Source organism: Streptomyces davaonensis JCM 4913, from assembly GCF_000349325.1.
GTDB lineage: Bacteria > Actinomycetota > Actinomycetes > Streptomycetales > Streptomycetaceae > Streptomyces > Streptomyces davaonensis.
Window position 1 is genome coordinate 1,057,539 of the sequence record NC_020504.1, and the last position, 24,086, is coordinate 1,081,624.

Sequence of the window (24,086 nt, forward strand, 5' to 3'; positions counted from 1 at the left end):
AAGGCACACACTCCATGACGTTCTCCCTCGGCATCGTCGGCGCCGGGCAGTTCTCCGGCAGCTTCGCCAAGCTGTTCCTGGCGCACCCCGGCGTCAGCGACGTCCACGTCACCGACCTGCTGCCGGAGCGTGCGGAGCAACTGGCGGCCGCGGAAGGGCTGTCGGGCACGTTCCCCTCGTACGAGGCGATGCTGGAGTCGAAGGCCGTCGACGCGGTCGCGATCTTCACCCAGCGCTGGACGCACGGCCCGCTGGTGCTCCAGGGGCTCCACGCGGGCAAGCATGTCTATTCGGCCGTCCCCATGGCCATCACGACCGAAGAGATCGCGGCGATCATCGAAGCGGTCAAAACGACCGGACTGACCTACATGATGGGCGAGACCAGCCAGTACAACCCGGCAACGGTCCACGCCCGCAACCAGATCGCCGAGGGCGCCTTCGGGCGGATCTTCTACGCCGAGGGCGATTACGTCCACGACATGGATCTCGGGTTCTACGAGGCGTACCAGTACAGCGGCGGCGAGAACTGGAAGGCCACCGCCTCCTATCCCCCGCTGCTGTACCCCACGCACGCGGTGGGCGGAGTGCTCGGCGCCTGGCAGACGCACGCGGTGAGCGTGTCGGCGATCGGGGTGGTGGACGAACGCGGCGACGGCGTTTTCGACCGGTCGGTCAGCCAGTTCGACAACGACGTCTCCAACGCGACCGCGCTGTTCGAGGTCGCGGGCGGCGGCTCGTTCCGTACGAACGAGTTCCGGCGGGTCGGCTACCCCTCGCACATCCGGGAGTCCCGTTTCCGCTTCTTCGGGACGGAGGCGAGCATGGAGCAGCTCGCCACGGTCGCGTTCTGGCAGGACAAGAACGGGGTGAAGGACATCAGCGAACTGCTGGAGCCCAAGCCCACGTTGTCCCCCGACGACCCGTCACTCCAGCACATCGCGCCCGACCTGCGGGCCGCCTTCACCTCGGGTTCGGCACCGGTGCACGAGCGCGCCCGGCTGCCCCGGGTGTTCGACAACCTCCCCAACGGCCATGAAGGCAGCCACCACTTCCTGGTGGACGACTTCGTGACCGCGGTCAACACCCGCACCCTGCCGTCCGTCAACGCCTGGGTGGCGGCCCGCTACACCCTGCCGGGCATCATCGCGCACGAGTCGGCGCGGCAGGGCGGAGCGAGGCTGGAGATCCCGGACTTCGGAGACGCGCCGCAGGCGTGACGTCCGGGCTCCGCGAGCCGGGTGCCTGGGTCGGCTCAGGTGCCCGGCTTGCGTCCGTACACGAAGACGTCGTCGCCCTTCTTCAGCAGTGACCAGTACTTCTTGGCGGTGGTCTTGGTCATGTTGACGCAGCCGTGGGAGCCGGGCGGGTTCCACATGCTGACGCCGACCGAGTGGAAGGCCTGGCCGCCGTCGAAGAACTGGGCGTAGGGCATCGGCACGTCGTAGATCGAGGAGACGTGGTCGATGTTGCGCCAGTAGATCTTCTTCAGGCCGGTGCGGGTCTCGTAGCCGTTGCGTCCGGTGCGCACCGGGACCGGGCCGTAGACGAGCCTCTCGCCGTCCTGGATCCAGCTCAGCTGAAGGGTCAGGTTCACACAGGCGATCCGGCCCTTGTTGACCGGGCACTTGCCGTCCTTGTTGGGCGTGTTGCCGACGGCCTTCTGCTTGTTCATGAGGTCCATCACGCCCCAGGTCACGGGACCGGCGTAACCCGCGTTCGGGCTGATCCCGTGCTTGGTCTGGAACGCCTGGATGGCCTTGCAGTCGGAGGCGGACTGCCTGCCGTCGACCGGCAGGCCGAGGAACTTCTCCACCTTCTTCTGATACGGCCCGGTCTGCGAGGTGCAGCTCGCGGCCTGCGCCGGCGCGGCCCCGAGCGCGACGACGAGCGGTGCCGTCAGCGCGGTGATCCCGAGGATGACGGCCCCTCGTCTGCGTATGTCCCCCATGATCGGCGTTCCCTTCCACCGGTACGACGCGATGTCCCGCGTTTCTCTGCCAGCTAGACCGGCGCGCGGGGGTGGAAGTTGTAGGGCGGATCCGGCTGTGACGAAACGGTGAACTTCGTGGCTGGATCAGGGGATAATCCCGGCATGTCGCCGCATGGCCCTCGGGGGAACGGACGCCGCATCGACATCGGGCCGCCGTTTGATGGTCTCTATCTCTTGGCTCGTCAGGTCGCGAACCGCAGCCTGTCGGAGCAGGAGGCTCTCAGGAGGGCGCGGGAAGGGGCCCGCGTCGCGATCACGCCGGGTGCGCTGGACGACTGTTTCCTGGGGGCGCTCCAGCTTCTCCCCAGGAACCCGGAGATCGCCTACCACTGGTGGCAGTTGATTCTCGCCCTGGTCGAGTCCCGGTACGGGCCAGGCCGCCGTTCCGCTTGGTGGCCCGCGGCCGACAGGTTCGTGGAGATCACCCGCCTGACCCTCCTGGACCGGCCCTGGGGCGGCAGGCTCCGCGCGGCGCTGCGCACGGCCGACCTCCAGACGGAACTGCTCGAACGCGCACTGGCCGAGCAGAGCCGACCGGACCGCGCGATGCCGGCCCGCCGAAGTGTGGCAACCGCGGCGGAGCGGGAGGAGCTCACCGAGTCCCGGGTCGCCGCGGCGTGGCTGCTGGCCGGGCCCTACTGCGGCAAACTCGACCCCGAGGACATCGCGGGCTCGTTCGTGCGGTGGTCCGATCCGTACAGCTTGAACGTCAAGAAGGTGCTGGCCGTCAGCTTCGCGGACTCGGCGAAGGCTGCGGACGCGGACTACGGACGTTGGAGCCTCGACCCCGATCAGGCCATGCCCGAGCCGGGGTCCGCGCTCACGGACGCGCTGGCCCGGCTGGACGCGGCCCTGCGCGAGGCGCCCCCGTCCCTGCGCGGGTTCTGCCACCTCAAGCGCGCTCAGATCCTGCCCTTCCTGGCGCGCCTGGATCCCGGGCGGGAGGAGGAGTACTGGACGGCCGCGCGCGACGCGGTCGAGCACATAGGGCTCACCACGAACCGACCCACTTCGGTCGGCGAGTACTACGAGACCGTCGCACCCGTCGTCCGCAGGTACGGAGCGTCCGCGCCGACGCGGCTGAAGTCGCTGCTGACGATGTCGTTGCCGCAGCTGCGGCGGCGCGTGCCCGGTCCGGAACTCCTTCGGACGCTGGCGGACGTGTCCGTGTTCGTCGAGGACCGCCGCGATCTGCGGGAGATCTGGGAGGCGGTCCACGCCCTTCTGGCGGAGCACGAGGTGCTGCCCGTCGCTCCGTGGGTATGGCGCGACCTCGCCCATCGCTTCCCCGGCAACCGGCTGCGGTGCCCGTCCCGCCCTGCCGGTTTCGACCAGCTCAGGTCGATGGCGGAGGCACTGTGCCGCCGGGCTCCGTCCGGCGAGCGCGCCGCCACACTGGCGCATGCCGTGCTGCACGCCCCGGACGAGGACCTCGGGGAGGCGGTGGAGGTCCTCGACGGGATCGCCGAGGTGGACCGCGGGTTCCGGAGAACCCACGCCTGGCTGCTCGACTCCGTGGCGGCGGGCCTGCGTCAGCGGTACGCGGCGTGGCTGCGGGATCAGGGGAGGCACCGGGAGGCGCTCCTCGCCGGTACGCTCGCCGCCCCCGATCTGGTCCGGCTGGCGATGCGCCACAGGTCGCCCGGTCTCGTGACCGGCCTCGTCAACGACGCCCTGGAGTCGGCCGAGCACACGGCCCACGAGCGCTCGGACCACGACGCGTTGTTGCTGCTGATGTCCGTCGAACCGGTCGTGGCCGGGCTGGTCGGCGCCGAGGACGAACGGAGCAGCTTCGTCCGCGAGTTGGGCCAGGAGGTCGTACGGCTCGTCCTGCTCGCGGAGTCGGCCTCGCTGTCCGCCGCGCACCAAGTGCTGTTCAAGGCCTACGCGTTCCGGCTGCTGATGCAGGCGCCGGGCCCACGGCCCGCGACACAGCGGGTGCGGGAGCTCAACCTGAGGATCGCGGAGCGGGAGAGCGACGAAGGACCCTATGTGCCGGACCGGCTGGGGCCCACGGGGGATTCGGGCACCGAACCCGACGGCCTGTCCGGTCTGTTCTTCCTCACTTCCATGGAGAGCGCCCCGGATGCGGGCGCGGAGGCGAACTGCGGACATCTGCGCAGGGTCGCCGACGTGTTGCTGAGCGCGGACATGATCCACGGCCCACATGCCCCTAAGTACCAGGAGATGTATCGGCCCGATCTGCTGGAGATCGGCGAGCTATCGCGGGAGGGCTTGGGTGCGGAGACGGTCTTCATCTCGCTGTTCCTTGCAGACCGCGTCCAGAACCACGCCGGTGCGTACAGCTCCCGGACGGCTCTGGTGACGGCCGCCGTGTCGGGTCAGGATCTGGCGTTGGGCGCGGAGCTGCTGAACGTCGCCGGCGGTCTGATCAGGACCCACGACCCGGAGGAGAACATCAGTCACGCATGGACCTGGCCGGCATTCGACGTCGCGGAGTTGCGCGAGGAGATCAACGCGGACCCCGGCGGAAAGCCGGTGACCCGGCACGGGGCGACGCTGCTGGAACAGCAGTTCAGGCTCAGCGGCGCAAGCGCCGATCTGCTCCGGCAATGGCGCGCCGAGGGCCGCACCCACCTCTGCTTCTGGCCGCACGGCCCCCTGCACTACCTGCCCTTCCACCTGCTCCACGCGGACGGCCGCCCCCTGGCCGACGACTGGACCGTCACCACGGTCGCGACCAGCGCCCAGTGCCTGCCCCGGCCCTCCGGCACCGCATCGCGCGGGCGCCGCCTCCTCATCGCCGGTTCCGCCGCCGGAGGCACCCGGTACGGGCTGCGGGAACAGCCAGAGATCGCAGCGCATGTACAGAAGCTGACCGCACAGGTCCGTGGCGCGCGAGCGCTGCGCTCGGGAGCGACCACACCGACCGCCCTCATGGCAGCCATGACCGGAGTGGACTTCGTGCACATCGCCGCCCACGGCTCCCAGGACGCCGAGGCGCCCTGGTACCAGTGCCTCTACCTCGACGCCGACGACTCCGGGGAGGGACGGCTGTTCGCTCACCAGGTCCTCGGTCTGGATCTGCGCGGCGTGGATCTGGTGACGCTGAGCGCCTGCGAGTCGGCGCTGGGCCGCTACGACCTCAACGACAACCTGCGCGGACTGCCCGCCGCGTTCATGCTGGCGGGCGCGTCCACGGTGATCGGCGTGCTGTGGCCGGTGACCGCACCGGTCGCCACCCTGTTCTACGAGGACCTGTACCGGTGCCTGCTGGCCGAGGCCACGAAGCGCGACGCCTTCCGGCACGCCCAGCAGACCACTCGCGCCGCCTTCCCCGCCTACCGGGACTGGGGCGCGTTCACACTGATCGGCGACTGGCGGTGATCAACGGCAGGGCACGTCTTCCCAGCCGCGCGGGAAGCGCGCGTTGTAGCCGATGACTCCGAGTCGCTTGCGGCGGATGGTCACCCCCGCCGACAGCCGGTAGCTGCCCGTCCCACCGACCGGCAGCTCCACGGTGACCTTCAGGCGCTGGGAACCCTCCAGGTCCTGGCTCTTCGTCTGCCGGAACTCCCACTGGGCCTCGGGAGTGTCGATGCCGTCGCCGACGAGGTACGGGTCGTCCTTCTCGTACTGCGCGCCTCGCGCCCCCTCCGGGCCCACGCCGCCCAGCCCGCCTTTGAGGGTCATCGTGGACTGACGCTGGACGGCCTTGCTGAGCTTGACCGGATCGAGGTCCCTGAGCAGCAGTTCCTCGGTGACGTCGGCGGGGACGGTGCGCACGGTCAGGACGACCCGGCGGATGGGCTCGCCCGGCTTCGGGCGCAGCGACACGTTCAGCACGAGCTGCCGGAACTCCACCTGCCCCCGCTTCTCCTCCGCGTAGGCGCGAAGGTGCTCGGGGGCGGTCGTCAGGTCGAGCGGGCAGGTGATCGGCCGCCGCCCGATGAAGAACACCTCCCGCTGGGGCTCGTCGTCCTGCACGCCGTGCAGCACCGGACGGGGCACGAGATCGACGGGTACCAGGTCGTCCATGCTTCTTCCTCCCCCACGACCGACCACGACACCCGGTAATCAACCACATACAGACCGGAGTTGAGAAGTCACTCCGCGTCGTCCACCGGAACGGTCGCGCGGAAGCCCGTGTTGACCGCTGTGAGCCCTCCGTCGACGACCAAGGTCGTGCCTGTGATCCAGGAGGCGTCGCGGGAGGCGAGGAAGGTGACCGCGGCGGCGATGTCGTCCGGCTCGCCGACCCGCCCCAGGGGGTACACGTGGCGGAACGCTTCGAGGTCGGCCTCGCGGCCCGCCCATGCCGTGGTGCGTACCGTGCCGGGGGCGACCAGGTTGACGCGGACCCCACGGGGCGCCGCGTGTGCGGCGAGGGTGCGGGTCAGGGAGCCGAGGCCCGCCTTGGCGGCGCTGTAGGCGTGGTTGCCGAAGCTCTGGATGCCGTTGACGGAGCCGATGCTGACGATCGCGCCGCGGCCGGAGGCCGCCAGGTGGGGCAGGGCGGCGCGGCAGCAGCGGTAGGCGCCGGTCAGGGTGAGGTCGAGGTCGCGGGCCCATACGTCGTCGGGTTCGTCCTCGAAGAGGGGCTCGTCGGGGGTGCAGCCGTAGGCGTTGTTCACCAGCACGTCGAGGGAGCCGAAGGCCGCCACGGCGTGGGCCACGGCCGACTCCACGGAGGCGCGGTCCCCCACGTCGCACTTGTACGCCTCCGCCCGCAACCCCTCCTTCCGCAGCGCGGACGCCGTCCTCTCCGCTTCCTCCTCGTCCACGTCCGTCACCAGCGCCCGCGCGCCCTCAGCGGCGAACCGGCGGGCGATGGCCGCGCCGATGCCGCGGGCGGCGCCGGTGACGAGAACTCCGTACCCGTCGAAGCGTGTTGTGTCCGTCATGGTCAAGCACCGTAGCGCCGCCGAGATCAACTCGGCAGATACCGTGCCGTCATGGATCTGTTCCTCCAGCAACTCCCGGCCCTGCTGGGCGTCGTGATCGGCGCGCTCGGCTCGTATCTGGCGCTCGTCCGCAGCGATCAGGCCCGCTTCCGGCGGGAGGAGGCGGCGCGCTGGGAGGAGCGGCGGCTCGCGGTGTACTCCGACTACGCGCGGTCGGTGAAGAAGACCGTCACGGTGACCTACCGGATCGCCGCCGAGCTGGGCTGCGGCACGCACCCGGACCCGCTCCCCCTGGAAGAGGCCAAGCCGCTGCTCGCCGAGGCGAACAACGGCCGGGACCCCTCGGGTGAGGCGCTGCTCATGCTGGGCAGCGTCGATGTGGTGGACCGGGCACGGGCCTGGGTCGTGACGGTGATGGAGATGGAGCGGTACGTGCGCGAGGGCCGGCGGGATCCCGAGGCCTGGCAGGCGCTGCTGGCGCGGCAGCGCGCCGGGCGTGAGGGCTACTACACGGCGGTACGGGAGGACCTGGGCCTGCCGCCGGGCCACTCGGCGCGGTGGCGGCTGCCGGTGACGGAACCGGCGCCTGATCAGCGGTAACCGGCTGTATCCGCCGGTTTGCCCGCGTCCTGGACCTCGACCAGGTAGCGCCAGGCGTCGGGGCGGCTGCCGTCGAGGTCGGTGAAGCCGTACTCCTGGGCCAGGCCGCCGCTGGACAGGGAGTCGCCGTTGAAGCGGGCGACGTCGGGGTCGGCGGCGAGCGCGGCGACGGCTCGGCCGACGTAGCGCGGGGTCTCCGAGATCGCGAAGTGCGGGACGTTGGCGAGGGCGTCGCGCCAGTTGTCCTCCCGCACTCCGAAGGCGTCGAGCATCATCTCCGAGCGCAGCCAGCCCGGGGTGAGCGCGAGGGCGGTGGCGCCGCGCGATCCGAGCTCATGGCCGAGGGAGAAGGCCATGCGCAGGACGGAGGACTTGGCGAGGTCGTAGAAGAAGGAGTTGCGGTAGTGGTCGCGGTTGTAGTCGGCCGTGCCGTCGGTCATCTCCACGACCAGGCCGCCGGGGTTGCGCAGCAGCAGCGGTAGGGCGTGGTGGCTGGTGATCGCGTGCGTCTCGACGGCGAGGTGGAGCAGTCGCAGGCCCTTGTCGAGGTCGTGCTCCCACACCGGGGTGTCCCAGCCGAAGAGCTTCTCGCCGCCCCAGACGTCGTTGACGAGGACGTCCAGCCGGCCCTGTTCGTCCGCGATCCGGTCCACCAGTGCCTTGACCTGCGCCGGTTCGAGGTGGTCGGTGGGCACGGCGACACCGTGGCCGCCCGCCTCGGTGACCAGGTCGGCGGTGTCCTCGATCGTCTCCGGCCGGTCGTACTCGGAGCGGCGCTCGCGGGTGGTGCGTCCGGTCACGTAGACGGTGGCCCCGGCCGCCCCGAGCTCCACGGCGATCCCGCGACCCGCGCCCCGGCTCGCTCCGGCGACGAGGGCGACCTTGTCCTTCAGTGGCTGTGACATGTCCGGCCTTCCGTGTGACGGCTTGTCCGGTACCCACGATTGCCGGTAAGCCGGACATCCTCTGTCACCTTTAACTCCGATGGGGGATGCTGGGAGCTGTGGTCCGAGAGTCGCAACGCATTCTCGAGACGCTGTTGAGCCAGATAGCCGACGGCACTCTTGGCGTCGGTGATCGGCTTCCGTCGCAACGCGAACTCGCCCGGGAATTCGGGGTGTCTCGCGACACGGTGCAGCGCGCGCTCAGAGAGCTGGCAGATATGGGGCCCATCATGGCCCGGCAGGGCACTGGAAGCGTCGTCCGGTTACCGGCTGCCAAGAGAGCGTCGCCGGATGCGCGCCGACGCCCGACGGGTCTGGGCCCGCATATCGATATCGCCTTCACGCACCCCACCGTCACCATCGACGCGTTCGCCTTGACGGGAGAGTCGCTCGACCCGCATCTGCGTCTGAGCGCCGAGAGAGTGCGAGAGGGGATCATCCGGCCCGAATCGATCAGCGTGCGCGTGTTGCTGCCCCGGATCGACGACGAGTTCAGACTGGCCACGCCGGTAGGCGACACCCGCGACCCGCGGCCACTGGACCGGCTCCGCGCGATCCGGGAGCGGCACACCACCTCCATCGGACACGTCCTCCGTGAGCTGCAAGCGGAGGGGCTGGTCCCGAGTGTCAGCTTCGCGTGCCGGGAGATTCCCGTCATTCCGATGCAGAAGCTCTATCTGCTCAACGACTCCGAAGTCATCACGGGCTTCTACTCCGTTATCCGGCGCCCCGTGCTCCTCGACGATGACGAACAGATCGAGATCTACGACGTGCTGGGACTGGCTGCCACGCTCCACCACCACTCCGCGGCCGGCGAGCACCCCGCCCCCGAGAGCGTCACAGCCGTGGCCCGAGCCAGGCGATGGTTCGAGCACGTGTGGTCCAACGCCGCGCTATCGTCGTAGCCTGCGAAGAGAAGGGCCAAGGGGGCGACAGGGATTGCGGGTGAGCCACCGGGCCGACTCGCTCGCCGAGCGGACGTACGCCCTTGTGGTCGGGGTGGAGTCCTACGACGTCAGCAGTGACTGGCGACTGCCCGGCGCCGCCCATGACGCCGTCGGCTTCGCGCGCTGGCTCACCGGTTCGGGACAGGTGCCGCCCGTCAACCTGCGCCTGTTCCTCTCCCCGTTGGCGGGCGCCGACCTCCCGTACACGGACGGTCTGCCGGAGCACCAGCCGGCGACCGAGGCGAACATCAAGCGGGCCCTCCTGAGCGATCTCCCGTCGTGCGACGGCGACGTGCTGTGGATCTACTGGGCCGGTCATGGCTACGTGAACCGCATCGGAGACCCGCTGCTGCCCTACGCCGACGCCAGCGCCGCGAGCATCAGCAACCTCAACCTGGGCTCGGCCCTGCGCCGTTGGAGATCCGATTCGGTGAGCAGGCGTCGCTTCCGCAGCCAGGTCGCCCTCATCGACGCCTGCCGCGTGGACCAGCGGCTGGCCCCGAACCTGCAATTCGAGGAGACCAGTTACCGCGAAGGACCCAGGATCGACGGGCGCGAGCAGTTCGTCCTCTACGCCGCCCGGCCGGGCGAGGTGGCCCGGAACCGGGCGGCCCGGCAGTCGGGGCTGTTCACGCGCACACTGCTGGACAGGCTTGAGGGACTGAGCGTTGCGGAGAGCATCGGCCGTCTGACGGACATCGTCCAGGAGATCCAGTCCGACTTCGAGGAACTGCACCGCAACGGGCAATCCCGGCAGACTCCGAGCTTCGAGATCCGTCGCGGGTGGAAGGACTCGGCGACCTTCACCGAACCCGCCTCCGAGGACGGTGCCCCGCGGCTGGATCAGACGGCCTGGAACCAACTCGCCATCCTGGCACGGGAGCAGCGGCTTCCGTCCTGCGCCCAGGACGCGTACCGCTGGGCGTTCGAGGCCTGTCGATGTGCGGCTCCGCTGGCCGGGGGCCTGCCCGAAGGCGGTCTCACGGAGATCGTCCGTGACCTCGACGACCGCCAGGGGCGGCCCGGTTCACCGCTCGCTCTGCTCTTCGTCCGCTATCTGGCCGCCCATGCCCAGGACAGGCAATGGGGAGTGCGGCTGGACCGCTGGGTGGAGGACACCCGGCTGAGGCTCGGTGCGCTGCCGGTACCTCCCGCGCCGGAGCTGCCGAAGGAGCCTGCAGCACTGCACGTTCACCTCGCCAGGGCTCCTCTGGAGGGCACCGGGTACCTGGTGCGCATCTGGCGCTACCGGGGCGGCTTCACGTCGGAGTGGGAGTCCGGGACCTCCCTCCTGCTGTCGACCGCGCGCGGCGAGGTGAGCGAGCGGATCGCGGCCCTCGTCGAGAAGTACGCCGACGCCGACCCGGAGGGCAGCGAACCCGACATCGAGCGCATCGAGTTCCACATCCCCCGCGAGCTGATCGACGAGGAGTTCGAGAGCTGGGCGGTGCCCGCAGGGCCGGAGGACAGCAGCGAACTCATGGGCGTCCTCTTCGAGGTGGTGGTGCGCTGTCCCGACGAGCGGAGGGGCGTGGCGCGGCAGAAGTGGCGGGCGAAATGGCGGTCGTTCGAGGGCCAGGGCCGAGGAGGGTGGGGGGCGCCCGGGGTGGACGGCTCGCTGCCGGTATGGCTTCTCTCCGAGCAAGAGGTGCCGGACAATCTCGCCGGGCTTCTTCAGGCCACGGATTTTCCCGTGTGCGTTCTGGCCCCCGTCGATCCCGCCCGGCTGAGCGACGTCTTGAAGGCGGTGCACACCTCCGGCGTACCTGTCGCCGTATGGCGGCGGGGTGGGCCGCCGGAGAGCGCCGCGGGTGACCTGGCCACTGCCCTGGCAGCGTCCGGCGACCAGATTGACCTGCGGAATCTGCCGAACACGGTACGCAAACTGCGCATCGCGGCCGGTGGCACTCAGCCGTCGGACCGGAGCTGGGGCCACCCCTTGGCCCTCCTGTGGGACGATCCGAACCGAAGACCCGAACCCCGGCAGCTCAAGTCCACGCCGGACAGCGCCGTACCGGCGGATCGGCTGAGGCCGTGATCGACAGACTGCGCCAGATCATCACGGACGCGGGAGCCGAGGCGGGGCCAGAGGAACTCGCCGACATCCTGTGGCTGGCCGGCGTCATGACCGCCAGGACCGGTACCGGGACCAGGACGGATCGGCCGGAGCGTGTCCATGAGCCGGAGCCCACCCCGCCGCCCACGACGCCCCCTCCACCACCGCCTCCATCGACCCGTACGACCCGTACGGCCTCGGGCACGAGCAGCTCGCTCTTCACCGCCGAGCAGCCGCACGCGGCGCGCTCCGGAGCCCCACGCCCGCCCCGACCGCGAAGCAGCCGACGCGGCACACCGGTATGCGTCAGCCGCGCCGCCTCCCTGGACGATCCCCTCGCCGTCCTGCGCGCCCTGCGCCCCCTGGGCCGCCGCCGTCTCGCCGACAACCGCATGGAACTGGACGAGGAGGCGACCGCGGAAGCCGGTATCGACCATCAGATGCTGATGCCGATAGTGCGCCCGGCCCGTGACCCCTGGCTCGATCTGACTCTGGTCGTGGACACCCACCGCTCGATGCTGCTGTGGCACGACCTCATCTCGGAACTTCGCACGCTCCTCACCCACACCGGACTCTTCCGCTCCGTGCGGGTGTGGTTCCTGCGCGCCTCCGCCGAGGCGGGGATCACCGTGTCCCCCACACTCGGCGGGCCACCGCGCAGTCCAGGGGAGCTCGTCACAGGCCATCGGCACAGCCTGATCCTGCTCGTCAGCGACACGGTCTCCGAGGCATGGCAGCGGCCCGCCCTGCGTGCGGCGGTCGGCCAGTGGTGTCGGCACAGCGCGGTGGCGCTGCTGAATGTGCTGCCCGAGCGCCTGTGGGAGCGCGGTGGTGTGCGACCGGTCCCCTGCCAGGTGCGCGCGACCGGACCCGCCGCACCCAACGTCACTTGGAGCCTTGGCGTTTCGCCGCACGAGCTGGCGGTCCCGAGGGCCGCGCTTCCGGTGGTCGACGCCTCCCCCGCCGCCCTGTCCGCGCTCGCCTCGCTGGTCTCCGGCAGCGGGCGTCCGCACCGTCTGCCCTGTCTCCCGCTCGACGCCGCCTGGTCCAGCGGCGAGGCGCCCGGCGACCCCCGGCTCGGTCCGGAACCCGACACGGCCCCCGACGAGGCCGCCCTGCGCGCGGTCCGCTGGTTCGAGGAGAGCGCCTCCCCCGGCGCCCGCGAACTGGCCGGATTCCTGGCGGCCGTACCCCTCACCCTCCCCGTGATGAACCTGGTGCGCCGCGCCATGCTCCCCCAGTCGGACCATGGGCACCTCGCCGAAGTGGCCCTGGGCGGACTCCTCCAGCCCTGGGAGACGTACGACCGAGCGGATCCGACGTACCTGGAGTTCCGCTTCCTCCCCGGAGTCCGCGACGCGCTCCTCGGCGGCCGGCTCCGCCGGGAGATCACCGCGGTGCGGGAACTGGTCCGCGAGGAGGTCGCCGCCTACCTGGACGAGCACCGCGGCCCGGGCGACTTTCCGGCGCTCCGGCACTCCGACACCGGGGTGGGTACGCACGAGATCGATCCCGAGGCACTTCCCTTCGCCCTCACGACACGTCCCGTGCCGACCGACGACCCCCGGCGCAGGCCGACTTACCTGGCCATTGCCGAAACGCTGCGGGAGGAGATCGCCGCGGGAAACCCCCCGGTGGGGGAAAAGCTCCCCACACAAGTGCGGCTGGCTGTCCGGTTCGGCGTGTCGACGGGCACCGTCCAGCGCGCCCTGCGGGAGTTGGCGGCTGCGGGACTGGTGCGTTCGCGGCGCGGCAGCCCCGCCACCGTCATCGCCCGGCTTCCCCGGCCCGCGCCCTCGGTCGGCCCCGTAGGCGAATTGCCCCGCCGCGATTCCGGACTGGGCGATGCCGTTCACCGTGCGTTCCAGGACCCCGAGGTCACGATCGACGCGGTCGTCGGTGACGCCGCCCCCCTGCTGGTGGCGCTGCGGCCACAAGTCGCGCGGGTCCGCGATGGCGTGGTCCGCCCCACCTCGATCCGGGTACGGCTGCTCCTGATGGGCGGCGGGGGAACCCACGACATGGAAACCCTGCGGGAGCAACTCGCTGAGGCCCACCAACTCCCCGGCGGGGTGGCGATCGACGTGAGAACGGCCGCCAACCAGCCCCCGACAGAGCTCTATCTGCTCAACAACCGGACCGTCCTCACGTCGTACGTCCATCTCCCCGGCGAGACCCCGGAGCCACTCCTCGTACAGCCCGACGACCGTCTGGAGGAGACCCGGGCCTGGTTCGACTCCTGGTGGGAGCTGTACGGGGAGCGTTGAGGCGCGCGGCCTCCTCAGTGGCCGCGGTCGATCCACTCCTGGAGGTGCGGGGCCTCGGCGCCGATCGTGGTGTCATCGCCGTGGCCGGTGAGGACCTTCGTCCCGGGCGGGAGCGTGAGCAGGCGGTCGCGGATCGAGTCGACGATCGTCGGGAAGTGGGAGAAGGAGCGGCCGGTGGCGCCGGGGCCGCCCTTGAAGAGGGTGTCGCCGGTGAAGACGGCGCCGAGTCCGGGGTCGTAGAGGCAGACCGCGCCGGGCGCGTGCCCGGGGGTGTGCAGGACGCGGAGGTCGGCGCCGGCGGCCTCGATGACCTGGCCGTCGAGGAGGTGGGCGTCGGGGTCGCGGTCCGGGTGGGTCTGCTTCCACAGCGGCAGGTCGTCGGGGTGCAGCCAGATCGTCGCGCCGGTGCGGTCGGCGAGCGCGGGCGCGGCGTCGATGTGGTCGTTGTGGGCGTGGGTGCACACGATGGCCGTCAGCCTGCGGTCGCCGACGGCCGCGGCGATGGCGTCGGCGTCATGGGCGGCGTCGATGACGACGACTTCGTGGTCGTCCCCGACGAGCCAGACGTTGTTGTCGACGTCCCAGGTGCCGCCGTCGAGGCTGAACTGCCCTGAGGTGACGAGGCGTTCGATGCGGGCGGCCATCACAGCACCACCACCGAGCGCAGGACGTCACCTTCGTGCATCCGCTCGAAAGCCTTCTCCACGTCGGTGAGTTCGATGGTCTCCGTCACGAACGCCTCCAGGTCCAGGCGGCCTTGCAGGTGAAGGTCGATCAGCATCGGGAAGTCGCGGGAGGGCAAACAGTCGCCGTACCAGGAGGACTTGAGGGCGCCGCCGCGGCCGAAGACGTCCAGCAGCGGCAGTTCGAGCTTCATCTCCGGGGTGGGGACACCGACCAGGACGACGGTGCCGGCCAGGTCGCGGGCGTAGAAGGCCTGCTTGTACGTCTCGGGGCGGCCCACCGCCTCGATGACGACGTCGGCGCCGAAGCCGCCGGTGAGTTCGCGGATCGCCTCGACCGGGTCGGACTCGCGGGAGTTCACGGTGTGCGTGGCGCCCATGGTGCGGGCCATGGCGAGCTTGCGGTCGTCGATGTCGACGGCGATGATCTTCGCGGCGCCGGCCAGGTTCGCCCCGGCGACGGCGGCGTCCCCGACACCTCCGCAGCCGATGACGGCAACCGTGTCACCGCGGCCCACCTGCCCCGTGTTGATGGCGGCGCCGATGCCGGCCATCACTCCGCAGCCCAGCAGCCCGGCGACCTGCGGGGAGACCGCCGGGTCGACCTTGGTGCACTGTCCGGCCGCGACCAACGTCTTCTCCGCGAAGGCGCCGATGCCGAGCGCCGGGGAGAGTTCGGTGCCGTCGGTGAGGGTCATCCGCTGCTCGGCGTTGTGGGTGTCGAAGCAGTACCAGGGGCGCCCGCGCAGACAGGCCCGGCAACGCCCGCACACCGCACGCCAGTTGAGGACGACGAAGTCGCCGGGCGCGACGTCGGTGACGCCGTCGCCGACCGACTCGACGACGCCCGCCGCCTCATGGCCGAGCAGGAAGGGGAACTCGTCGGAGATCCCGCCCTGTTTGTAGTGCAGATCGGTGTGGCAGACACCGCAGGCCTGGACGCGTACGACGGCCTCGCCCGGCCCCGGATCGGGGATGACGATCGTCTCCACCCTTACCGGTTCGTCCTTGCCCGGTGCGATCACGCCGCGTACCTGCTGCGCCATGGTGCTGACCCCTTTTCGCTAGGCCGATGTGCTCTCCCCGACCCTACGCGTGACTGATCGGAAACGGCACGTGGTGGGCGAAAGCAGGTCAGGCCCTGAGCACCTGCTCCAGTGGGGTGGCGGGATGCCCGGTCAGGTCCTCGATGGCGGTGGTCACCCCGGCCAGCGAGCCGTCGGCGATGGCGGTGTAGGTCGACACCCAGGCGTCGAGCTGCCAGTCGGGGGCGCCGTGGCCCTCGCGGGAGGCGTAGGCCTCCTCGACCGTCTCCGGCACGTACGAGACGGGGCGCGCGGTGACGGCGGCGATCGTGGCCGCGATGTCGGTGAGGCCGAGCGCCTCGGGGCCGGTCAGTTCGTACGTACGGCCGACATGCACGGCCGGATCGCGCAGGACCGCTACGGCGGCGTCGGCGATGTCGTCCTGGGCGACCACGGCGGCGCGTCCGGCGCCCGCGGGACCGCGGATCACGCCGTCCTCACCGACCAGGGCGGGCATGAAGTCGGCGTACAGGTTGTCCCGCAGGAAGGTGAACGGCACCCCGCTGGCGCGCAGATGCTGCTCGGTGTGCCAGTGGTCGCGGGCCAGGGTGAAGGTCGCGTCGCGTGCGGCGCCGTAGAAGGAGATGTACACCAGGTGCGCGACCCCGGCCGCCGCTGCGGCGTCGATGAAGCTGCGGTGCTGCTGGACCCGGTCGGGGGTCTCGGAGGCGGAGACCATCAGGACGCGGTCGGTGGGGCGCAGGGCGCGGGCGACGGCGTCGTGGTCGTCGTAGGCGCCGGACACGGCGGTGGCGCCGGGCAGTTCGGGTGCGCGGGAGGGGGTGCGGACCAGGAGGGTCTGCGGCAGTCCGGCGGCGGCCAGCCGTCGGGCGATCCGCCCGCCGAGGCGGCCGGAGGCACCGGTGACGGCATACGTCGGGGCCATGGGTTCTCCTTGCTCGGTGCGAGGGGGCAGAAGAAGATCCGTATCAGACGTTTGTGCGGTCCCCCGGCGGTGACACGCCATCGAGCGGCTGCCTCCGCCCTAGCGGAACGGACCCGCACGCGGTGCCCTTGGCCCCCGGCGCGGAGCCTCTCCGGGGCTGAGTTCGAGGAGCCGGACCACGCGGTAGCGGTGTGGCCGGAACGGCTCGTAGAAGGCCTCGACCTCGTCGTCCTCCAGCGGTCGGCCGAGGAGGGCCAGGCCCGTCATCGTGCCGAGGTGGTAGTCGCCCAGCGGCAGGGCGTCCGCGTCGCCCAGGGCGCGGTGGCCGACCTGGGCGGCGGTCCAGACTCCGACGCCGGGCAGTTTCGCCAGCAGGTCGTAGGCTCGGGCGGGATCGGAGGCGGACCGGTCGAGCCGTGCGGCGTGCCGCGCGGCCTCGATGACGGTGGCCGAGCGGTGCAGGTCGACTCCCGCCGTGCGCCACTCCCAGCTGGGAATCGTGCGCCAGGTCTCGGGCGGCAGGGGCAGCCGCATGCCGGCGGGCGCGGGGCCGGGTGCCTGCTCGCCGTACCTGCGGATCAGGCGGGTGAAGGAGGCGGCGGCGTCCAGGCCGACGACGCGCTGCTCGAACACCGCGGGCACCAGGGCTTCGAAGAGGCGTCCCGTGCACGGCACCCGCAGGCCGGGCAGCCGGCGCACGGCACCGCGCAGCACCCCATGGCCGGGCCGGAACCGCTCGGGCCGGTCGTCCTCGCCCAGTTCGCGGCGCACGGAGTCGGCGAGTTCGGCGGCGCCGGGTCCCCAGGCGTCGATGCGGAGGTCGTCCAGGCGCTGCTGGCGGATGCGGTAGGTGACCGGCCCGGAGGCGGGGCGCGCGGTGCGCCACAGGGTGCCGTCGGGCTCGACCCGGTGCGTGGGGTCATGGGGGCCGCGGCGCAGGCTCGACAGCGTCAGCCGCGCGTCCACGGGGAACGGCGGCTGCCAGTGCACCGAACGGTCCGGCGGCTGCGGCATCGCTCACGCTCTCCCGGGGGACATGCCGAGGGCCGCCCGGTGTGCGGACGGCCCTCGGGGGTGCGGCAGGTCAGTACTCGATGCCGGGGAGCAGGCCCGTCACCGGGGCGGCCAGGTCGGTGACCTGGTGCAACTGATGCAGCTGGTTCAGCTCGTGCACGCGGTTGAGCTGGTTCAGCTGCTCGGAGGGCCGCGGGAGCGCCGCCTTGTGCTCCTCGGGGATGTCGCTCACGGTGAGCGAGTCGAGCATGCGGATCGGGCTGAGGCCCCCGGCGTGGGCGTCCGCCTCGGCCGCGCTCGCCATGGGAGCGGCGAGGCCGGTGACCGAGGCGGCCAGACCGACGGCGGCGACGATACGACGTGTTGAGATCATGTTCGGAGCAACGCGCACGGGACCCCGCCGGACACGGCCGCGGTGCGCGCCTCACCCGTCAGGCGGACCGGCCCGGCTGGGCTTGCCGAGGCCGCCGGGGCGGAGGAGCCTCGTAGGAGAGGCCGTCGCGGCCCGCACTCCCGAGGACCGCCGGCCTGTGAGGAGGTCACCATGGGCAGCGCGGCAAGCCCCCGCTTCGACACCGAAGCCCTGCGCCGGGGCATAGAAGGTCATACGGCGACGACGCTGCTGTCGCTCTACGCGGACGACGCCGAACTGCGCGTCGTGGACCGCAACACCCAGCCCAGCAGTCCCCGGGTCCTGCACGGCCGTGACGAGATCAGCGAGTTGCTGGAGGACGTCTACAGCCGCGACATGACCCACAAGATGGAGCGTTGTGTCGTCGACGGCGACACGATCGCCTTCACCGAGTCCTGCGAGTACTCGGACGGGGTGCGCGTGCTCGCCGAGTCGATGGCATCGCTGCGGGACGGCAAGATCGTCGAGCAGACGATGATCCAGGCCTGGGACGAGTGAGCGAGGCTCGGTTAGGGTGAGGGAGGGCCGTGACTGGCGCTGAGGTGGAGCACCACCGGGGAGCGGCCCACGCAGAGTCGAATGCCGTGCGCCTGGGCGAACAGGAACATCAGCCCAGGAGTGGATCATGTCTCAGGCACGGCTGGGGGTACCTCCCAGGCCCTTAAGGCACTGGGGGAGGACGGCACCTCCCTCGCCCGGAAGATCGTCGAGGAGACCGCTGAGCGGGCGGCACAGCTGACCGAGCGCACCGGCACGGCGCCCTGTCTGGCGACGGTGCTGGTCGGCGAGGACCCGGCCTCCGTCACCTACGTCCGGATGAAGCAGAACCGCTGCCGCAAGGCCGGCATCGAGTCACGTCACGTGGCGCTGCCCGCGGCCACCGGCACCGAGGAACTGGTCGCCACGCTGCGCAAGCTCTCGGACGACCCCGGGGTGCACGGCATCCTGCTCCAGCACCCGATGGGCGCGCACATCGACGAGCGGGCCGCGTTCGAGGCGATAGCGCCGGAGAAGGACGTCGACGGGGTCACCTTCGCCTCGTTCGCCACGATGAGCTTCGGGCTGCCGGGCTTCGTCTCCTGTACGCCCGGCGGGATCATGCGGCTGCTGGACGCCTACGACGTCGACCCCTCCGGCAAGCGCGCGGTGGTCGTCGGCCGCAGCGCGATCCTCGGCAAGCCGGCCGGCATGCTGCTGCTCGCCCGGGACGCGACGGTGACGTACTGCCACTCCCGTACGGCGGACCTGTCGGCGGCGCTCCGGGAGGCGGACATCGTGGTCGCCGCCGTGGGGCGGCCCCGGCTGATCCGGGGTCAGGACCTCAAGCCCGGCGCGGTCGTGGTCGATGCCGGGTACAACGCGGGGAACGTCGGCGACGTCGACTTCGACTCCGCCGCGGAGCGGGCCTCGCTGATCACCCCGGTGCCGGGCGGAGTGGGTCCGATGACGATCGCCACGCTGCTGGAGCAGACGGTGACCGCCGCCGCCCGGCAGCTCGGGGTCTGATCAGCGCGTCCAGGCGCTGTACTCCATCACGTCATCGGCCTTGACGCCGTACTCGGGGTCCGCCTTGGTGAAGGTGGTCTCAAGGCCCAGTACGGCACCGGTGGCCGGGTCCATGATCAGCATCTGCCGGGTGCCGGACCGGTCGTGGACGTACGCCTGTCCGCGCCGCCCGAGCCGGTCCGTCACCTGCCCGGCGGGCCGGAGTCCGTCGGTGTCCGCCAGGAGCCGGACGAGCGCCGCGGACTCCCGGTCGCCGAGGGTCCAGGTGTCCAGCAACACCTGGACGGCGTAGAGGAGTTCACCGGTGTCCGGTTCGGCCGGGCTGTGCGTGGCCTCGCGCAGGTAGGCGCGCAGCCGCCCGGCGTCGTCCGGCGGCGGCGACTGCGGCGGGGCGTCGCTCCAACTGGGCGGGTAGGTACGACTGCTGAGGACATGGCCGTCGTCGACGAGCTCCCCGTCGCCGCTGAGGACCGGCCGCCCGGGGTGCCGTGGGTCGGTGGCCACGACGAGTTCGGTGTGGCTGCCGTCGGCCCGCCATCGCACGACGCGTTCCTCGGGGAGCGTGATCGGGGGCTTGTCCTCGCTCATGCCAAGGCTCCACGACTGCGCATGCGTGCCTTTCCGGAGCGCCGGCGACCCGTCGACCGCCGCCTCGGCCCGTGCGGCCAGGGTCTGAAGGGTCACGGGGGTAACGTCGGCCCGCACCACAAGCGGGCGGGGTGCGGCGACCGCGGGAGCGGTGGTGCGGTCGCTGAACAGCAGCGCCGACACCAGCGCGGCGACGACGGCCGTGGCCGCGAGCCCCCACACGAGGCGGGGCCGCCGTCGGCCGGCCGGGGTTCGCGTCAGCCGGAGGAGTCGCTGCTCGGCTCGGTGGTCCAGGGGGCCGTCGCCGTAGTGGGGGCCGTCGGTGGGCACCGGGTTGGCGGCGCGCAGGAGTTCGAGTTCGTCAGCCATGGCCGTATTCCTTCGCGGGGGTCGTGGGGCACAGGCGGTCGATCTCGGCTCTCAGCCTGCGCCGGGCACGGTGCAGGCGCATCGACGCGGCGCGGGTGCCGCAGCCGAGGGCGACGGCCACCTCCTCGATGCCGAGTTCCTCCCAGGCCGTCAGCCGCAGGACCTCCCGGTCGGCCGGGGAGAGCCGGGCCAGCGCGTCGTGCACCCAGGCGCCGGGGGCGTCCGCTTCGGGGCCCGCCTCGATGTGCCGGCTGTGTGCCGCGTCGTCGTTGCCCAGCCTGCGCACCAGTCGCCGTCGGCGCCCCTGCCCGCGTACCGCGTTCGCCAGGCAGTTGCGTGCCACGCCGTACAGCCAGGGCAGCGGGGCCGCCGGCAGATCCGCACGGCGCCGCCAGGCCACCGTGAACACCTCCGCCACCACTTCCTCGACCTCGTCCGTACGACCGTCGAGGCGGCGCGCCACATAGCGGCTGACCGCCCAGTAGTGCTCGCGATAGGCAGCGGCGAAAGTCTCGTCGTTGCTCATGTCCCGTTCGTGTCCGGCACCCCCGGGATCGTCACACCCGGGTTCGGTGATTCTTGTCGCGTCCGTCGAGTGTGACGTCCGCTGCGGGCACGGACACAGGCGGGTCGTGAGAGACCAAATCAAGTGGCTGACCAGCACTGACCACAAGACGATCGGAACGCTCTACCTGATCACGTCGTTCGTGTTCTTCTGCATCGGTGGCGTCATGGCGCTTTTCATGCGCGCCGAACTCGCCCGCCCCGGGCTCCAGATCATGTCGAACGAGCAGTTCAACCAGGCGTTCACGATGCACGGCACGATCATGCTGCTGATGTTCGCGACGCCGCTGTTCGCCGGTTTCGCGAACTGGATCATGCCGCTCCAGATCGGTGCCCCCGATGTGGCGTTCCCGCGGCTGAACATGTTCGCCTACTGGCTGTACCTGTTCGGCTCGCTGATCGCGGTGGGCGGCTTCCTCACCCCGGACGGCGCCGCCGACTTCGGCTGGTTCGCCTACAGCCCGCTGTCGGACGCGGTCCGCAGCCCGGGCATCGGCGCCGACATGTGGATCATGGGTCTGGCCATGTCCGGCTTCGGCACCATCCTCGGCTCGGTCAACTTCATCACCACGATCATCTGCATGCGCGCTCCGGGCATGACGATGTTCCGCATGCCGATCTTCACCTGGAACGTGCTGCTGACCGGTGTCCTGGTCCTGCTCGCCTTCCCCGTGCTGGCGGCGGCGCTGTTCGCGCTGGAGGCGGACCGCAAGTTCGGCTCCCACATCTTCGACTCCGCCAACGGCGGCGCGCTGTTGTGGCAGCACCTCTTCTGGTTCTTCGGCCATCCGGAGGTGTACATCATCGCCCTGCCGTTCTTCGGCATCATCTCCGAGGTCATCCCGGTCTTCTCCCGCAAGCCGATGTTCGGCTACATGGGCCTGATCGCGGCGACCATCTCGATCGCGGGTCTGTCGATCACGGTGTGGGCGCACCACATGTACGTCACCGGCGGTGTACTGCTGCCGTTCTTCTCCTTCATGACCTTCCTGATCGCGGTCCCGACCGGTGTGAAGTTCTTCAACTGGATCGGCACCATGTGGAAGGGCAGTCTGTCCTTCGAGACACCGATGCTCTGGGCCACCGGCTTCCTCATCACCTTCGTCTTCGGCGGCCTCACGGGGGTGCTGCTCGCCTCCCCGCCCTTGGACTTCCATCTGTCGGACTCGTACTTCGTGGTGGCGCACTTCCACTACGTCGTCTTCGGCACCGTGGTGTTCGCGATGTTCTCCGGCTTCCACTTCTGGTGGCCGAAGTTCACCGGCAAGATGCTCGACGAGCGCCTCGGCAAGATCACGTTCTGGACGCTGTTCATCGGCTTCCACGGCACCTTCCTGGTCCAGCACTGGCTGGGCGCGAACGGAATGCAGCGCCGGATTCCGGACTATCTGGCGGTGGAGGGCCTGACCACGCTCAACACGGTGTCGACGATCTTCACCTTCGTCCTCGGCCTGTCGTTCCTGCCGTTCTTCTACAACGTCTGGAAGACCGCCAAGTACGGCAAGCCGGTCGAGGTCGACGACCCGTGGGGCTACGGCCGTTCGCTGGAGTGGGCGACGTCCTGCCCGCCGCCGCGCCACAACTTCGCCGGGCTCCCTCGCATCCGCAGTGAATCCCCGGCCTTCGATCTCCACCATCCGCAGGCCCCGGTCCCGGTACGGGAGTTGAGCGCGCGGTGAGCACGAGGGAGAGCCGCGGGATGGTCGACCGTATCGAGGGCTTTCTGCTCGTCGAGGCCACCCGCGAGGAGGGCCGCACCGCCGCCGAGCGCTTCTGTGCCCCGCTGGATCCCTGGCTGACGGAGGCTCAGCGGGCGGAGCTGGAGCGGCGGTTCGAGTCGGAGTATCTGGTCCTCGCCCGGCGGTCCTGGCAGCGTACGGCCGAGCGGGCGCAGGAGCTGCGGGCCGAGTACGAGGAGCGGTACCGGGTGCTGCGGTGCCGGATGGTCGCGGCGGGCCTGTTGGCCTGCGCCGGTCTCGTGGCCGTGGCGGGAATCGTCGCCGTGGTGTGCTGAGGAGGCGGCTCCCGGGGCCATACTGACCGTCGTGCGCGTAGCGATCATGACGGCGGGCTCCCGGGGCGATGTGGCCCCCTACACCGGTCTGGGTCAGGCCCTGGCCCGGGCCGGACACCAGGTCACCCTGGTCACCCACGCCCGCTTCGAGCCCCTCGTGGCGGGCACGGAACTCCGCTTCCATCCCCTCCCCGTCGATCCACGGGCGGAGTTGCACTCCTCCCGCGGCCGGGGGCTGCACCGCAGCGCGACCGGCGTGGGCAAGCTGATGCGGGTGGCCGCGCTGGCACGGGCCGTGGTGGGGCGGATGACGGACGATCTGGTGGCCGCCGCCCGGGCCAGTGATGTCCTGCTGCTCTCCAGTTCACTGGGACCGATCGGGCGGACCATCGCCGAGGGGCTGCGGTTGCCCTGCCTGGGCCTGTATCTCCAGCCCCTCGCTCCCACCCGCGAGTTCGCGCCGCCCGTGCTCGGCGCCGCCTCCTGGGGCGCTCTCGGCAACCGGTTCGCCGGGCACGGGGTGAATCTGCTGATGGAGCGGATCTTCGCCTCGACGGTGCCGTCGGTGCGGACCCGGCTGGGGCTGCCCCGCGGCAACCGCGCCGGCCGCGCCTTGCCGGTGCTGCACGGGTTCAGCCCGCTGGTGGTGCCCCGCCCCCGGGACTGGCCGTCCGGACTGGACGTGACCGGGTACTGGTGGCCGTACGACCGGGATCAGCTGCTGCCCGCGAGGATCGAGGAGTTCCTCGACGCGGGTGAGCCGCCGGTGTTCGTGGGTCTTGGCAGTGCGACCGTGCCCGACCCGGCCGCGCTGAGCGCCGAGATCGTGCGGGCGCTGCGGCGGGCCGGGCTGCGCGGGGTGTTCCAGCGCGGTTGGGGCGGTCTGGCGGCCGACGGCGCGGACATGCTGACGGTCGACGAGGTGCCGCACTCCGCCCTGTTCCCGCGGATGGCCGCCGTCCTCCATCACGCGGGCGCCGGCACTACCGCGGCCGGGCTGCGGGCCGGGGTTCCGGCGGTGCCCGTGCCGATCCAGTTCGACGAGGGCTTCTGGGCGGAGCGGCTGGTCACCCTCGGTGTGGCGCCACGCCGGGTGCCGCTGCGCGCTCTGACGGCGCAGGTCCTGGCCCCGGCCCTCGACCGTGCCGTACGCGATCCCGCGCACCGGGAGCGGGCACAGGCCCTGGGCCTGCGGATCCGGCAGGAGGACGGCACGGCGCCGGTGCTGGCGGCGGTGGAGCGGCTCGCGGGGTAGGGACGTCCGCCGCGCCGGTCGCGCGATCTCCGCCACATGGA

General features: G+C 71.1%; 22 protein-coding genes and 1 riboswitch. Of the genes, 11 read left to right on the plus strand and 11 right to left on the minus strand.

What is annotated here, in order from left to right; all coding sequences use genetic code 11:
- Positions 1 to 14 precede the first annotated feature (14 nt).
- A complete protein-coding gene (locus tag BN159_RS04680) occupies positions 15 to 1,217 on the plus strand; it encodes a Gfo/Idh/MocA family protein (protein ID WP_015655758.1) in 1,203 nt (400 codons plus the stop codon).
- A gap of 35 nt (positions 1,218 to 1,252) precedes the next feature.
- Here BN159_RS04680 and BN159_RS04685 read toward each other — a convergent pair whose 3' ends face one another.
- Positions 1,253 to 1,948, minus strand: coding sequence for a L,D-transpeptidase family protein (locus tag BN159_RS04685; RefSeq protein ID WP_015655759.1), 696 nt, complete (start codon positions 1,946 to 1,948; stop codon positions 1,253 to 1,255).
- 216 nt (positions 1,949 to 2,164) lie between these two features.
- Here BN159_RS04685 and BN159_RS04690 point away from each other — a divergent pair, with 216 nt between their 5' ends.
- The gene (locus tag BN159_RS04690) at positions 2,165 to 5,338 is read left to right on the plus strand and encodes a CHAT domain-containing protein (protein ID WP_041818819.1); all 3,174 of its coding nucleotides are present in this window, start codon (positions 2,165 to 2,167) and stop codon (positions 5,336 to 5,338) included.
- Here BN159_RS04690 and BN159_RS04695 read toward each other — a convergent pair whose 3' ends face one another.
- Positions 5,339 to 5,989, minus strand: coding sequence for a hypothetical protein (locus tag BN159_RS04695; protein ID WP_015655761.1), 651 nt, complete (start codon positions 5,987 to 5,989; stop codon positions 5,339 to 5,341).
- A gap of 68 nt (positions 5,990 to 6,057) precedes the next feature.
- Complete coding sequence (locus BN159_RS04700) at positions 6,058 to 6,855, minus strand: SDR family NAD(P)-dependent oxidoreductase (protein ID WP_015655762.1); 798 nt, start codon at positions 6,853 to 6,855, stop codon at positions 6,058 to 6,060.
- A 51-nt stretch (positions 6,856 to 6,906) separates the two neighbouring features.
- Here BN159_RS04700 and BN159_RS04705 point away from each other — a divergent pair, with 51 nt between their 5' ends.
- Complete coding sequence (locus BN159_RS04705) at positions 6,907 to 7,455, plus strand: hypothetical protein (RefSeq protein WP_015655763.1); 549 nt, start codon at positions 6,907 to 6,909, stop codon at positions 7,453 to 7,455.
- Here the strand turns inward: BN159_RS04705 and BN159_RS04710 are convergent.
- Positions 7,446 to 8,360 (minus strand): SDR family oxidoreductase, encoded by a 915-nt coding sequence (locus tag BN159_RS04710; RefSeq protein WP_015655764.1) that lies wholly within the window; start codon positions 8,358 to 8,360, stop codon positions 7,446 to 7,448. The genes BN159_RS04705 and BN159_RS04710 overlap by 10 nt on opposite strands.
- Positions 8,361 to 8,458: 98 nt before the next feature.
- On the opposite strand from BN159_RS04710, the gene BN159_RS04715 reads away from it, so the two are divergent.
- The 3 genes from BN159_RS04715 to BN159_RS04725 are packed head-to-tail and all read left to right on the plus strand — an operon-like array spanning position 8,459 to position 13,669.
- Positions 8,459 to 9,304, plus strand: coding sequence for a winged helix-turn-helix domain-containing protein (locus tag BN159_RS04715; protein WP_157901074.1), 846 nt, complete (start codon positions 8,459 to 8,461; stop codon positions 9,302 to 9,304).
- A gap of 40 nt (positions 9,305 to 9,344) precedes the next feature.
- Positions 9,345 to 11,384: a VMAP-C domain-containing protein gene (locus tag BN159_RS42705; protein ID WP_051113471.1), complete on the plus strand. Its 2,040-nt coding sequence runs from the start codon at positions 9,345 to 9,347 to the stop codon at positions 11,382 to 11,384.
- On the plus strand, positions 11,381 to 13,669 hold the full coding sequence (locus BN159_RS04725; protein WP_015655767.1) for a winged helix-turn-helix domain-containing protein: 2,289 nt from the start codon (positions 11,381 to 11,383) through the stop codon (positions 13,667 to 13,669). Before BN159_RS42705 ends, BN159_RS04725 begins: the two co-directional genes overlap by 4 nt.
- Before the next feature lie 14 nt (positions 13,670 to 13,683).
- Here the strand turns inward: BN159_RS04725 and BN159_RS04730 are convergent, their stop codons facing one another.
- The 5 genes from BN159_RS04730 to BN159_RS04750 all read right to left on the minus strand — a co-directional run bounded on the left by BN159_RS04730 (position 13,684) and on the right by BN159_RS04750 (position 17,710).
- On the minus strand, positions 13,684 to 14,313 hold the full coding sequence (locus tag BN159_RS04730; RefSeq protein ID WP_015655768.1) for an MBL fold metallo-hydrolase: 630 nt from the start codon (positions 14,311 to 14,313) through the stop codon (positions 13,684 to 13,686).
- Positions 14,313 to 15,398 (minus strand): S-(hydroxymethyl)mycothiol dehydrogenase, encoded by a 1,086-nt coding sequence (locus BN159_RS04735; RefSeq protein WP_015655769.1) that lies wholly within the window; start codon positions 15,396 to 15,398, stop codon positions 14,313 to 14,315. The genes BN159_RS04730 and BN159_RS04735 overlap by 1 nt, the downstream gene beginning before the upstream one ends.
- A gap of 88 nt (positions 15,399 to 15,486) precedes the next feature.
- A complete protein-coding gene (locus BN159_RS04740; protein WP_015655770.1) occupies positions 15,487 to 16,323 on the minus strand; it encodes an SDR family oxidoreductase in 837 nt (278 codons plus the stop codon).
- Between the two features lie 99 nt (positions 16,324 to 16,422).
- A complete protein-coding gene (locus BN159_RS04745; RefSeq protein ID WP_015655771.1) occupies positions 16,423 to 17,337 on the minus strand; it encodes a DNA-3-methyladenine glycosylase family protein in 915 nt (304 codons plus the stop codon).
- A gap of 70 nt (positions 17,338 to 17,407) precedes the next feature.
- On the minus strand, positions 17,408 to 17,710 hold the full coding sequence (locus BN159_RS04750; RefSeq protein WP_015655772.1) for a hypothetical protein: 303 nt from the start codon (positions 17,708 to 17,710) through the stop codon (positions 17,408 to 17,410).
- 171 nt (positions 17,711 to 17,881) lie between these two features.
- Between BN159_RS04750 and BN159_RS04755 the strand changes: the two genes are divergently transcribed.
- Entirely contained in the window at positions 17,882 to 18,247 is a 366-nt protein-coding gene (locus tag BN159_RS04755; RefSeq protein ID WP_015655773.1) for a nuclear transport factor 2 family protein, read from the plus strand.
- A gap of 19 nt (positions 18,248 to 18,266) precedes the next feature.
- Positions 18,267 to 18,352, plus strand: a riboswitch (ZMP/ZTP riboswitch).
- Between the two features lie 15 nt (positions 18,353 to 18,367).
- The gene (locus BN159_RS04760; protein WP_015655774.1) at positions 18,368 to 19,255 is read left to right on the plus strand and encodes a bifunctional 5,10-methylenetetrahydrofolate dehydrogenase/5,10-methenyltetrahydrofolate cyclohydrolase; all 888 of its coding nucleotides are present in this window, start codon (positions 18,368 to 18,370) and stop codon (positions 19,253 to 19,255) included.
- On the opposite strand, the gene BN159_RS04765 is transcribed toward BN159_RS04760, so the two are convergent.
- Both BN159_RS04765 and BN159_RS04770 read right to left on the minus strand, forming a co-directional pair.
- Positions 19,256 to 20,212, minus strand: coding sequence for a CU044_5270 family protein (locus BN159_RS04765; RefSeq protein ID WP_015655775.1), 957 nt, complete (start codon positions 20,210 to 20,212; stop codon positions 19,256 to 19,258).
- Positions 20,205 to 20,738 (minus strand): RNA polymerase sigma factor, encoded by a 534-nt coding sequence (locus BN159_RS04770; protein ID WP_015655776.1) that lies wholly within the window; start codon positions 20,736 to 20,738, stop codon positions 20,205 to 20,207. The genes BN159_RS04765 and BN159_RS04770 overlap by 8 nt, the downstream gene beginning before the upstream one ends.
- Positions 20,739 to 20,844: 106 nt before the next feature.
- Between BN159_RS04770 and ctaD the strand changes: the two genes are divergently transcribed.
- Genes ctaD through BN159_RS04785 form a run of 3 tightly spaced genes read left to right on the plus strand, consistent with a single transcriptional unit; the run spans position 20,845 to position 24,045 of the window.
- Positions 20,845 to 22,455 carry an aa3-type cytochrome oxidase subunit I gene (gene ctaD / locus BN159_RS04775; protein WP_015655777.1) on the plus strand — a complete coding sequence of 537 codons (1,611 nt, stop codon included), beginning with the start codon at positions 20,845 to 20,847 and terminating at the stop codon, positions 22,453 to 22,455.
- A gap of 20 nt (positions 22,456 to 22,475) precedes the next feature.
- Complete coding sequence (locus BN159_RS04780; RefSeq protein WP_015655778.1) at positions 22,476 to 22,790, plus strand: hypothetical protein; 315 nt, start codon at positions 22,476 to 22,478, stop codon at positions 22,788 to 22,790.
- A 46-nt stretch (positions 22,791 to 22,836) separates the two neighbouring features.
- Positions 22,837 to 24,045 carry a glycosyltransferase gene (locus BN159_RS04785; protein ID WP_015655779.1) on the plus strand — a complete coding sequence of 403 codons (1,209 nt, stop codon included), beginning with the start codon at positions 22,837 to 22,839 and terminating at the stop codon, positions 24,043 to 24,045.
- The last annotated feature ends 41 nt before the right edge of the window (positions 24,046 to 24,086 follow it).

What these genes read in the sequence shown, in the direction of transcription:
- BN159_RS04730 (WP_015655768.1), bottom strand. Translation starts at nt 14,313, where the DNA reads ATGGCCGCCCGCATCGAACGCCTCGTCACCTCAGGGCAGTTCAGCCTC.
- BN159_RS04705 (WP_015655763.1), top strand. Translation starts at nt 6,907, where the DNA reads ATGGATCTGTTCCTCCAGCAACTCCCGGCCCTGCTGGGCGTCGTGATC.
- BN159_RS04770 (WP_015655776.1), bottom strand. Translation starts at nt 20,738, where the DNA reads ATGAGCAACGACGAGACTTTCGCCGCTGCCTATCGCGAGCACTACTGG.
- BN159_RS04755 (WP_015655773.1), top strand. Translation starts at nt 17,882, where the DNA reads ATGGGCAGCGCGGCAAGCCCCCGCTTCGACACCGAAGCCCTGCGCCGG.
- BN159_RS04765 (WP_015655775.1), bottom strand. Translation starts at nt 20,212, where the DNA reads ATGGCTGACGAACTCGAACTCCTGCGCGCCGCCAACCCGGTGCCCACC.
- BN159_RS04780 (WP_015655778.1), top strand. Translation starts at nt 22,476, where the DNA reads ATGGTCGACCGTATCGAGGGCTTTCTGCTCGTCGAGGCCACCCGCGAG.
- BN159_RS04740 (WP_015655770.1), bottom strand. Translation starts at nt 16,323, where the DNA reads ATGGCCCCGACGTATGCCGTCACCGGTGCCTCCGGCCGCCTCGGCGGG.
- BN159_RS04750 (WP_015655772.1), bottom strand. Translation starts at nt 17,710, where the DNA reads ATGATCTCAACACGTCGTATCGTCGCCGCCGTCGGTCTGGCCGCCTCG.
- BN159_RS04785 (WP_015655779.1), top strand. Translation starts at nt 22,837, where the DNA reads ATGACGGCGGGCTCCCGGGGCGATGTGGCCCCCTACACCGGTCTGGGT.
- BN159_RS04745 (WP_015655771.1), bottom strand. Translation starts at nt 17,337, where the DNA reads ATGCCGCAGCCGCCGGACCGTTCGGTGCACTGGCAGCCGCCGTTCCCC.
- BN159_RS04695 (WP_015655761.1), bottom strand. Translation starts at nt 5,989, where the DNA reads ATGGACGACCTGGTACCCGTCGATCTCGTGCCCCGTCCGGTGCTGCAC.
- BN159_RS04680 (WP_015655758.1), top strand. Translation starts at nt 15, where the DNA reads ATGACGTTCTCCCTCGGCATCGTCGGCGCCGGGCAGTTCTCCGGCAGC.
- BN159_RS04735 (WP_015655769.1), bottom strand. Translation starts at nt 15,398, where the DNA reads ATGGCGCAGCAGGTACGCGGCGTGATCGCACCGGGCAAGGACGAACCG.
- BN159_RS04685 (WP_015655759.1), bottom strand. Translation starts at nt 1,948, where the DNA reads ATGGGGGACATACGCAGACGAGGGGCCGTCATCCTCGGGATCACCGCG.
- BN159_RS04700 (WP_015655762.1), bottom strand. Translation starts at nt 6,855, where the DNA reads ATGACGGACACAACACGCTTCGACGGGTACGGAGTTCTCGTCACCGGC.
- BN159_RS04710 (WP_015655764.1), bottom strand. Translation starts at nt 8,360, where the DNA reads ATGTCACAGCCACTGAAGGACAAGGTCGCCCTCGTCGCCGGAGCGAGC.